9 protein-coding genes are annotated in these 10,258 nt (G+C 67.1%); 3 read left to right on the forward strand and 6 right to left on the reverse strand.

Annotation, left to right across the window (positions count from 1 at the left end; translation table 11 throughout):
• From A9975_RS17080 to A9975_RS17095, 4 genes are all read right to left on the reverse strand, one after another.
• The coding region (locus A9975_RS17080) for a type II and III secretion system protein family protein (RefSeq protein WP_183033880.1) at window positions 1-1,674 on the reverse strand (1,674 nt) is incomplete at its 3' end.
• A gap of 78 nt (window positions 1,675-1,752) precedes the next feature.
• The gene (gene cpaB, locus A9975_RS17085; RefSeq protein ID WP_183033881.1) at window positions 1,753-2,604 is read right to left on the reverse strand and encodes a Flp pilus assembly protein CpaB; all 852 of its coding nucleotides are present in this window, start codon (window positions 2,602-2,604) and stop codon (window positions 1,753-1,755) included.
• Between the two features lie 366 nt (window positions 2,605-2,970).
• Window positions 2,971-3,498: a prepilin peptidase gene (locus tag A9975_RS17090; protein ID WP_183033882.1), complete on the reverse strand. Its 528-nt coding sequence runs from the start codon at window positions 3,496-3,498 to the stop codon at window positions 2,971-2,973.
• Between the two features lie 79 nt (window positions 3,499-3,577).
• Window positions 3,578-3,763, reverse strand: coding sequence for a Flp family type IVb pilin (locus A9975_RS17095; RefSeq protein WP_370564831.1), 186 nt, complete (start codon window positions 3,761-3,763; stop codon window positions 3,578-3,580).
• Window positions 3,764-5,014: 1,251 nt separating this feature from the next.
• Here A9975_RS17095 and A9975_RS17100 point away from each other — a divergent pair.
• A complete protein-coding gene (locus A9975_RS17100; protein ID WP_183033883.1) occupies window positions 5,015-6,112 on the forward strand; it encodes a YjgN family protein in 1,098 nt (365 codons plus the stop codon).
• A 69-nt stretch (window positions 6,113-6,181) separates the two neighbouring features.
• Window positions 6,182-7,351, forward strand: a complete 1,170-nt coding sequence (locus tag A9975_RS17105; RefSeq protein ID WP_183033884.1) for a M48 family metallopeptidase — start codon at window positions 6,182-6,184, stop codon at window positions 7,349-7,351.
• Between the two features lie 3 nt (window positions 7,352-7,354).
• Here A9975_RS17105 and A9975_RS17110 read toward each other — a convergent pair whose 3' ends face one another.
• Window positions 7,355-8,404 carry a LysR substrate-binding domain-containing protein gene (locus A9975_RS17110; RefSeq protein ID WP_183033885.1) on the reverse strand — a complete coding sequence of 350 codons (1,050 nt, stop codon included), beginning with the start codon at window positions 8,402-8,404 and terminating at the stop codon, window positions 7,355-7,357.
• Window positions 8,405-8,481: 77 nt separating this feature from the next.
• Here A9975_RS17110 and A9975_RS17115 point away from each other — a divergent pair, with 77 nt between their 5' ends.
• The gene (locus tag A9975_RS17115) at window positions 8,482-9,771 is read left to right on the forward strand and encodes a nitrate/nitrite transporter (protein ID WP_255503281.1); all 1,290 of its coding nucleotides are present in this window, start codon (window positions 8,482-8,484) and stop codon (window positions 9,769-9,771) included.
• Here A9975_RS17115 and A9975_RS17120 read toward each other — a convergent pair.
• A partial coding sequence (locus A9975_RS17120) for a TPM domain-containing protein (protein WP_183033886.1) occupies window positions 9,761-10,258 on the reverse strand: 498 nt, incomplete at its 5' end. The two genes, A9975_RS17115 and A9975_RS17120, sit on opposite strands and share 11 nt — an antisense overlap.

Below are 10,258 nucleotides of genomic sequence, written 5' to 3' on the forward strand. Positions count from 1 at the left end.
GGGCATGGCGGGCGGCGTGGGAGTAGCGGGATGGCCTTCCATGTTGCCGTTGATGAAGACCTCGCCCGGGGTCGGCGCGCCGAAGGAGTCGGTTGGCATCGGATAGTTGGCCGGCAGTGGCTTGACCAGCCGGGGCGTGACCACGAACAGCAGTTCGCTCTTGTCCTGCTGGAAGTTGGTGCTGCGGAACAGGTTGCCCAGCACGGGCAACTCGCCCGCGCCCGGCAGCGCTTTCAGGCTGCCCGTCACGCTGCTCTTGATCAGGCCGCCGATGGCGAAGCTCTGGCCGTCCATTACCTGCAGCGTGGTGGACGCGCGGCGGGTGGTGATCAGCGGGAGGATGGTGGTGCCGGCCAGGTTGGGCGCGCTGAGCGCCACCCCTGTCGGCGAGAGCTCGGAGACTTCCGGTGCCACCTTCAGGTTGATACGCCCGTTGGCAAGCACAGTCGGGGTGAAGCGCAGGCCGACACCGAAGGTTTCCTCCTGCAGGGTGATGGTGGTGCCACCGGCGCTGGAGGCTTGCGGCACGGGGATGAACACCTTGCCACCGGCGAGGAAGCTGGCCTCCTGGCCACTGATCGCCATCAGGTTGGGTTCGGCCAGAATCTTGAACAGGCTGTCGCCTTTCTGCGCGTCGACCTGGAAGTTGAAAGGCAGGTTGTTGTTCTTCATGCCGGAGATCACACCCGCGCCGCCGGAGAGGAAGTTGGCCAGCAAGCCGAAGGTCCAGCTGCCGAAGGCGCCATTCAGGTTGGCGGCGGCGCCGAGCTGGTCGATCAGTGTCTTCGACACTTCCGCCACCTTGACTTCCAGCATTACCTGCTGCGGCGAGTCCACCGTCATCATGTTGATGATGCGCGGGCTGCGCAGCGGCTGCGCGCTGTTGCCGCCGGCGGGCGCGCCGAGCATGCCCAATCCGCCCATGCTGTTGCCGGCCATGGCAAGCATCGGGTTCGCTGCGGGGACGCCGATCTGCTGCTGCGGCGCTTGCAGCGGGCTGCGGGTTTGGCGCACGACGAAGGCGTTGGCGATGTCGATGACCATCTGCGCGACGGTGGAGTCGGGCACGTTGCCGCTGAGCACCAGGCTATCCGCGGCGGAGGCGACGCGCACCTGGCGGGCCTGCGGCAGCAGTGCGTGCAGGGTCGACTGCAGGCCGCCCGGGTCGGCGCCCACGGTGACGTCGATGACCGAGCAACTGCCGCTCTTGCCCTGCACGATCATGTTGGTCGTGCCCACGTCCAGGCCGAGCAGGTAGAGGGTTTGCGGCGACACCAGCATGGCCTGGACCACGCTGGGGTTGCCCAGCGTGCGCGTGCGCACCGCCTCGGGCAGCGAGATCATCCGCGACTTGCCAACCGGCACCTGCACCTGCTGCGGCTCGCGCGCGGCGCTGGTGCAGTTCGGCCCGCGGCTGATGCCCGCGTCGGGCGGCGGCTGCGGTACGCTGGCTGCGCCGATGGTGAGCTGGATCGGGCCGGCGGCGGCCAGCTTCATCGCCTGCTGGGCGCCTGGCGCGGCTTGCGCTGCGGCGTCGGCCGCCTGTGCCTGCTCGCTGGCCAGCCAGACGCTGGTCAGCGACAGCACGGCCAGCGCGATGAGGCTCCGCCGTGTGGGGCCGCTGCGGGCCGCGCTGGCGCGCGGGGTGGCCTCCTGGTGGTGGTCTCGGTCCATTTGAATTCCCCCCGGTTGTTGACCCCATCGGCTGGGGCCGGCAATTGGCAATCAATCGGCAATGTCAACGGCTGTGCGTTAGAAGCACTCTTGGTTTTGCTGCATGCCGCTGATCACGCCTACACAGTTGGTGGCAATCTTCTTCTCGGCCAGGCGATGCACGACCTGCACGGCCTTGACCACCACCGGCGCGGCCACCGCGGCCTTGAGCACCGGTTCGTTGAGCAGGCTGCGCTTGGTGGCGCCGGCGGTGTCCACGGGATGCGGGTCGATCTGGTTGCGCAACACCAGCGAGAGCGTGCCCACGCTGCGCGCCAAGTCGAGTTTTTCCGCTTCCTCGGGGGAGACCTCGAGCGTCACGGCGTTCACTACCTTGGGCTTGGTCTCATCGCGATTGACCTCTTGCGCGATAGCCAGCACCAGGATCTTCTCCAGCACGATCTTCGAGATCGATTGTTCGTTCTGCGTGGCGTTTTCGCCCTTGTTGGTGTCCTTCTGGGTGTTCACGATGATGTCGACGAAGCTGCCCGGCAGCGCGAATCCCGCCACGCCCACCACGTCGTTTACGCGCACCGTGATGGCGCGCTTGCCGTCCGCAATCACCGCGGAGAGCCCGCCGCGGGTGCCAATGGGCGTAAGCTTGGATTCCAAGATGGGCTCGCCGCGCATGACGCTGGACTTGGTCACCCGTCCGTCGATCAGTTTCTGGTCGGTCAGCGCGCCGGGCGGCAGGCTGTCGCGTGGCCAGTCGACGGCCTTGACGAATTCGGGCGCGAGCCGTTGCCCCAGGTTGATGTCGGTCGCGGCCACCACCACCTTGGTCACGCTGCCCGAGCTTTGCTGCATCATCCAGCGCGAGGCCAGTACAACGGCTGCCAGGCCGGCCAGGGCCGCCACCAGCAGCATCACGATTGCGCGTACATTTCTCATTTGATGGTCCTCCCCAGTTTGAATCCAGCGTCGGCGCGCCGCCAGGCGATGCGCGAGCGCGTCCCTTGGCTGTCACGCCAAACTCCATGTCAGCGGTGCCGCGTGGCGGCGTTCAGTTGCAGGCGGAGATGCGGCCTCGCTTGGCGTGCGTGTCCGGATTGCCACGTGGCTGCGCGGCCAGGGTTTTCCGGTGTGCCAGCCAGTGGCGGCGGACGCGGGCGGCTTCGCGCCGGCGCGGGTGCGAAGCCGCGGATGCGGATGCGGGTGGGGCGGTGGACAGGTGCTCGCGCATGATGGTTCTCTCCCTTTTTTTCGGCCCACTATCGGGGCCTGTGTACTGATGTTCGTCGCGTAGCGCTGCGTGCGTCAGAGCGTGCCTGTCATGACCAGCAGGACGCCTGCTGCCATCGCGACGGCGTAGGGCAGGCGCGCGGTTGTTTCCATCTTGTCGTTGCCCGTCGCGGTGGCGCGCCAGCCAAACGGCAGCCACAGCAGCCGCGCGGACAGGCCTGCCAGGGTCTGGCGCGCGTGCTTACGTGTCAGCATGATGGTGACCGCCATCACGCCGCCAAGCAGGAAGCTGGCGATCACGATATGCAGCGCGGCCTGCACGCCTACGAAGGCGCCGATGCTTGCCATCAGCTTGGCGTCTCCGGCGCCGAGTGCGCCGATCAGGTAGAGCACCAGGAACGGAGCGAGGCCGGCCGCCGCACCGGTCAGCCACGCCCAGCTGCCTGCGCCGATGCCGTGGCCGAGTATCTGCACGAGCAGGGCCGCCAGCAATCCGGCCGACACCAGCCAGTTGGGGATGCGGTGGCTGCGCAGATCGGTGATCGCGGCAATGCCAAGCATGGCGAGCAGCAAGCCGTTGGCGGTGAGGTCGAGTGCGCTCATGGCGTGGATCCGTAGGCAGTTATTCTTGTTCGCTACGGCCCTGCCAGCGGCAGCGGCTGGCAGGGCCGTGCGTGCTGCATCAGGCTGCGGCGGCGGTGAGAGTGGTCTGGATGGTGTTCCAGATGGTCGTCACGGCAGTCTTGATCAGCGGTCCGGCTGTCACCATGCAGAGCGCCACGAACGCAAGCAGCAGTGCGTATTCGATCCCGGCGGCCCCGTCCTCTTCACGTGCAAAACGCTTGATGCCTTCGAACATGGTGTTCATGTCCTTCTCCTTCACGTCATGGTTAAAAGGGAAAAAGCGCCCGCTGAGAATCGGGCACAAGATTCGGCTGGGGACGCCAGCCATGGCCAAGACGGGGGGATTCCTCGATGACGCGGTGCACGCTAGCGCTACAGCGATGCAGGATCGCTGTCTCCCCGGTGCGCAACACGACAAGGCGGGCCTCCCAGCTCCACCAGTTTCCAGGGAACCACCAGGCTGGCTTGCCAACCGGCTGGTCCTCACCTGGCGCGTTGCCGCTGATGCGGCTTATTGCGCCTGGGTAGGTGCCGCGGGCCGATTCTTTTCCTCCCTCAGGAATCGGTCCCGCGCCTGAAAGTGCTACAAGACTGCTTGTGATCGCCGCATCGGCGCGTTGATGATCGCCGTATGCGGTGTGGGCCATGGATTCTCAAAATTGCGCTGGCCCGGCGCTGAACCTCCCCGCGAAGCGAGCCCTGTCACGGCCACCGCCTCACCCCCCGTCAAGTCTTGTTGTCGTGATGCCTTGGCTGGTGGTTCTGAAACCCCTTGGCTCCGGCATCCTTGGCGTACCGTTCTTGTGTTTCGGTCGCTCTGGTCTTTGTAACGAGGATAAGAGCGACGAACGTGCCAGAGGCGCTAAGCCTTTGATTTAATTGGTGATGTTTTTGGGATACTTGTTACAGCCGGCGTTTCTTGTAACAAGATGTTTCCTTGTTGTTACTCCTGCCAGGCACGTCTTCGTGCGCTGCAACACGGCGTGGAACGCGAGGAGTGCTGTGTTCCATGCCTGCCATGACACAAAAGTGCGTAAAAATGCCCTGTTCACGCCGATTTAGGATCCCTCCCGAATCTGGCACCAGGGGTTTTGCGAAGACATATTCGGGTGGTGGAGCAGTCGCCGCACGACCGTGCAAATGGTTGCAGCGGTGAAACTCCACGGCGCAAATGGGTTATGCGCCCCGAGGCACGCAGACAATGCGAAAGATGGAGCGGCAGGGTGAGGCGTGCGCCAAAAGCAGGCACCGGCGACAAAAGATGTAGCCGGACAGGGTGACGAATGTGGGCTGACTCACATTGGCCCGGGCTGTTCCTCGCCTTGTTGGATGAGGAGGGAACTTCCTGTCATGCCGGGCGAATACGATCGAATCGGTTGCATTCCTGATACATTGCTGGCCGCTATGCCGGGATAAGAGATATTGTCGCGCGGCGTGCGGGCACTGCGGTCAGCCTGCGCATCGCCAATTTGCACAATTCACGGGAGAAAGCAGGATGCAGCTAGACAACAACGCGTTCCACGCGCCGGCCTATGAGCAGCCGGCCGCCACGGTGCGTCCTCTGCGGTTCGAGTTCATCGGCTCGGGCTCCGAGTTTTTCCGCATCTGGATCGTCAATACCTTGCTGACCATTGTCACGCTGGGCATTTATTCGGCTTGGGCCAAAGTCCGCACGATGCAGTACTTCTACCGCAACACGCGGCTGGACGGTGCGAGCTTCGACTACCACGGCCGTGCCTCCGCCATCCTCAAGGGCCGCGCCATCGTGTTTGGCCTGGCGATGGTGTTCCAGCTTGCCAGCCATATTTCCCTGTTCCTGGCATTGGCGCTGGGCCTGGCTCTTGCGGTGGTGTTTCCGCTGCTGCTGGTGCGGTCCCTGCGTTTTCGCATGGCGAACTCCAGCTACCGCGGCCTGCGCTTCGCCTTCACCGGGAGCGATGCCCAGGCCTACAAGGTGTTCCTGCTCTGGCCCGTGCTCACGGCGCTCAGCCTCTATGCGCTGGCGCCGCTGGCGCACCAGCGCTTCAAGCAGTACCAGCATGACAACACCCGTTTCGGCACCGCGCCTTTCGGCATCGGCGCGAGCGCGGGCGGTTTCTATGGCGTCTACCTGCGCGCATTCGGCATGATGGTGGCGGTCGTGGTGGGGATGAGCGTGGTCGGCGGCATGCTGGGCAGGGGCATCGGCGCCGGGATCGGCGCTGGCATGGGGGCGGGCATCGGCGCGCCGGCGGTGGCGGGGATCATGGCTGTCATTGGCTTTTTCGTGGCGATGATGGCGGTCGGCCCCTTCTTCATGGCGCGGCTGCAGAACCTGGTATGGAATCACACCACGCTGGCGCCGCACGCATTTCGCAGCGAGGTCAAGGCGGGCCGCCTGTTGTTTATCTTCGCCACCAACATGATCGCCAATGCACTGACGCTGGGCCTGTTCCTGCCGTTCGCGCGCGTGCGTTCGATGCGCTACCGTATCGAGAGCATGACCATGCTGGCGGCGGGTCCGCTGGACGCCTTCGTGGCCGGCGAGACGCAGCAGGTTGGCGCGCTGGGCGACGCCGCGGTGGACTGGTACGACATCGACATTGCACTGTGACCGCGCTGTGACCACAGTCACCGTAGTCATCGCCGTGCAAGCCTCGTTCACTTCGATACCAAGGCCCTGATGCAGGATATCCCCGACGCCACGGCCACCACCCCGGTAGCCGCCACTTACTTCGATGGCCGCTCGTCGCGTGCCCATCGGGTGATGCTGTCCATCGAAGGGCGCGACGCGGTGCTGCGCGATGCGCATGGCACGGTGCTGCGCAGCGCGCCGCTGGCCGCGCTGCGCGTCTCCGAACGGGTCAAGCGCGCGCCGCGCCTGGTCACGTTTGCCGACGGTGCCTTCTGCGAGGTCACCGACCACGCCGGCTTTGCCGCCTTGCTGGGCGCCAGCGGCCACCGAGAGGGCTGGGTGGTGCGTGCGCAGAACAGCTGGCGGCTGGCGCTGCTGTCCGTGCTGGGCCTGGCCGCGGCGCTGCTGCTGGGATATTTCTACGTCTTGCCCTGGGGCGCCGGCATGGTGGCGCGCAGCGTGCCGCCGGCGCTGGAAGCCCGCCTCGGCGAGGCCACGCTTACCAGCATCGATCATGGCCTGCTCATGCCCTCGGCCCTGCCGCAGGCGCAGCAGCAGCGGATTCGCGCCGACTTCGCCGCGCTGGAGCGCCCGGCCGATCCGGGCCACGAGTACCAGATCCTGTTCCGCCACGGTGGCAAGCTCGGGCCCAACGCGCTGGCCCTGCCAGGCGGCACCATCGTGGTGACCGATGAACTCGTCAAGCTGACTGGCGTGGGCCCGGGCCTCATGGGTGTGCTCGCCCACGAGGCCGGGCACGTGGCCGAGCGCCATGGCCTGCAGCAGATCCTCCAGGCCTCGGCGGTGGGCGCGCTGGCGGCCTATTTCTTTGGTGACTATTCCACCGTGCTGGCAGGCGTGCCCGCCGCGATCCTGACGCTGCGCTACTCGCGCGACCATGAGCGCGCGGCGGATGCGTATGCGGTGGAGGTCATGCAGCGCAACCACTTGCCGGTGTCGGCGTTTGCCGACGTCTTGCAGGCGCTGGAGGACGCCCACGCCCGGCAGGCGGAAGTCCAGGCGGCCAAGGCCGACGGCGAGGGCGAGGCCAGCGCGCCCGCCGCCTCCGGCGAGCGCGAAACCAAGCGGGAGCGCCGCAGCCGGCGTGCCGCGGAGGATGGCGGCAACAACGGGGATGGCGACGATGGCGACAGTTTCTTCTCCACCCATCCGCTCACGCGCGAGCGCATCGAGGCGCTGCGGGCGGCCGGACGCTAGGTCTCAGGCGCCCGGCTGCGGTGCGTCTGGCTGCGTTGCATCAAGCGGCGCGCGCAGGGCGGCGGCCGCCACCTGGCTTTGCAGCCAGCTATGGAACCGCAGGATGGCCTTCTCACGCGGGTTGCCTTCGCGCCAGGTCACCCAGTAGTGCAGGCTGGACGGGATGTGCGTGGTGCCGATCTGCACCAGTTCGCCGCTGGCAAGGTAGTCGCTGGCGAGTTGCAGGCGCGCGGTGGCCACGCCAAGCCCCGCCACCGCCGATTGCAGCATCATGCCGGCGTCCTGGAAGATCGGCCCGCGCTCGGGCTCCGTGCCCGGCAGGCCGGCGCTTTCCAGCCAGTCGCGCCACGGCCGCAGCGCGAAGCGCAGCATTGGCAGGCGCGGCAGGTCGGCCAGCGTGAAGCCGGGGTAGCGCGCGAGCAGTGCCGGGCTGGCCACCGCGATGACATGGTCTTCGATCAGGTTGTGGCAGGCAAAGCCGGGCAGGTCCACGCGCTGGTGCCAGATCCCCACGTCCACCGAGTACGGATCGGGCGGCGTGATCTCGGCGTGCAGCCGCAAGTGCAAGTCCAGCCCCGGCAGGGCCGCGTGCAGGCTCGGCAGGCGGCGGATCAGCCACGCGTTGGCCAGGTCGGCCATGACGCTGACTTCCAGCCGCACCACCTGGGGGGCACCACCGTTGCTGGCCTCGCGCAGGCCGTCTTCCAGTTCCGCCAGCCCGTCGCGAATCCGCTCGGCCAGCCGCGCGCCTACATTGGTCGGCATCATCAGGTGGCCGGTGCGCTGGAACAGCTTGGTGCCCAGCTTGTCCTCCAGCGCGCGCAGATGGTGGCTGATGGCGCTGTGGGTCAGCGCCAGTTCCTCCGCCGCGCGGGAAAAGCTGCGGTGGCGGGCAGCGGCCTCGAGCGCCCGCAGTGCCTGCAGCGCGGGCAGGTGGGGCGCGCGCTGCGAGCGCAGCGGCTCGGGCGGCGGGGCAGGTTCAGCCGGGCGGGCGGGCAAGCTGGGCTGGCCGGACGGGCCAGGCTTGATCGGTTTGGGGTGTCGGGAGGTCATTGCCGTCAAATTCTACTCACAATTGCGGCGGGTATCTTTCGTTGGTGTTGCGCGCAGCGACTGACGACAATGCAGGCATGAATTCCGCCGATGTATCCACTCCCGCCGCTGCGGCGCCGTCTCCTGCTTCCCGGGCTGGCGATCCTGGGCTGGCCGCTGCCCGCTGGCGCGTGCTTTGCATCTTTTCGCTGGGTTTCCTGGTTTCCTATATCTTCCGGGGCGTCAACCTGGGCTTCGCGCCGCATCTGATCCGCGAGATTGGGCTGGGTGCCGCCGACCTGGGGCTGCTGACCAGCTTTTACTTCCTGGGGTTTGCCTGCGCCCAGTTGCCGGCCGGGCTGATGCTCGACCGCTTTGGCCCGCGCCGCACCGAGGCGGCATTGCTGCTGGTGGCGGTGGCTGGCGCGCTGGTATTCGCCTCGGCGACCAGCATGGCCGCGCTGGCGGCGGGGCGCCTGATGATCGGCGTGGGCGTGTCGGTTTGCCTGGGGGCCGCCATCCAGGCCCTGTCGATCTGGTTCCCCCTGTCGCGCATGCCCTTGCTCAATGGGGTGGTGATGGCGATCGGCGGGCTTGGCGCCGTGGTGGTGGGCGCGCCGCTGGGCTGGCTGCTGTCATGGACCGACTGGCGCACCGTCAGCTACGGGCTGGCCGGGTTGACGCTGGCCATGGCGGCGCTGCTGTGGCTCGGCGCCCCCGAGACCAGCCGCGCTGGCAAGCAACGCCTTGCCGAACAGCTGCGCGGCACCTGGCAAGTCTTTCGCAATGAGCGCTTTTTGCGCGTGGTGCCGCTGGCGCTGCTGAATCAAGGTGTGTTCCTGGCGGTGCAGACGCTGTGGGTCGGTGCCTTCCTGCGGGATGTGGCCGGCTATTCGCCAGACCAGGGCGCTCGCCTGGTGTCGGTGATCGGCTTTGCCATGATGGGCGGCTGCGTGTGCGCCGGCTGGGCCGCGCGCCATCTGGAGCGTGCCGGCGTGAGCCTTTACACCTTCGCCGGCGTCGGCATGAGCGGGTTCATCGTGATCCAGTGCCTGATCATGGCGGGTGTGCCACTGCCGCCGGCGCTGCTGTGGGCGGCCTATGGCGTGTTCGGCTCCAGCGGCATCCTGGCCTATGCCGTGCTGGCGCGCAGCTTCCCCGATGCGCTGATCGGGCGCGCCACCACGGCGCTGACCTTGACGGTGTTCCTGTCCACCTTTGCCTGCCAGGTCGGCATCGGGCTGGTGCTGGACCTCTGGCCCGCCGATGCCGGCCGCTACCCGAAGGCCGCGCACCTGACTGTGTGGGGCTGGCTGGTGGCGCTGCAGATGCTGGCCGCGCTGTGGTACATGCTGGGGGCGCGTCGCGCAAGCAGCGCTACAGCATGACCGGGCGGTCGTCGAGCTCGTTCGGATTGGGCCGGTCGCCCGAGGGGAAGTGGGTGGCCAGCTGATGGTGGATCTTTTCCACTGCCGCCAGCACGGGCTTGACCGATAGCTCCCGGGCCAGCCCGCTAGCGAGTTCGTCACAGATGGTGCGCCAGGTTTCCGGGGCCACGCGGGCATCGATGCCACGGTCGGCCAGCAGCTCTACCGCGTGATCCGCCAGGTTGATATAAAGCAGCACCCCGGTGTGGCCTTCGGTGTTCCACACCTCCAGCGCGCCGAACAGGGCGCGGGCACGGGCGCGCGGGCTGGTGCCGGAGAAGGCCAGCGCCAAGGGCAGGCTGGATTCGATCACGACCCGGACTTCGCCGTGATGCCGCTGCTCGCCGGCGCGCACCGCCTGCTGCAGTTGCTGTTGGGCATCGGCGGGAAAAAGCTTGCTGGCGGCGCCGGGGCGTGTGCCAAGATGGCGCAGGGCGCGTTTGAAGTG

This window comes from Cupriavidus sp. UME77, from assembly GCF_014170355.1.
GTDB classification, from domain to species: domain Bacteria; phylum Pseudomonadota; class Gammaproteobacteria; order Burkholderiales; family Burkholderiaceae; genus Cupriavidus; species Cupriavidus basilensis.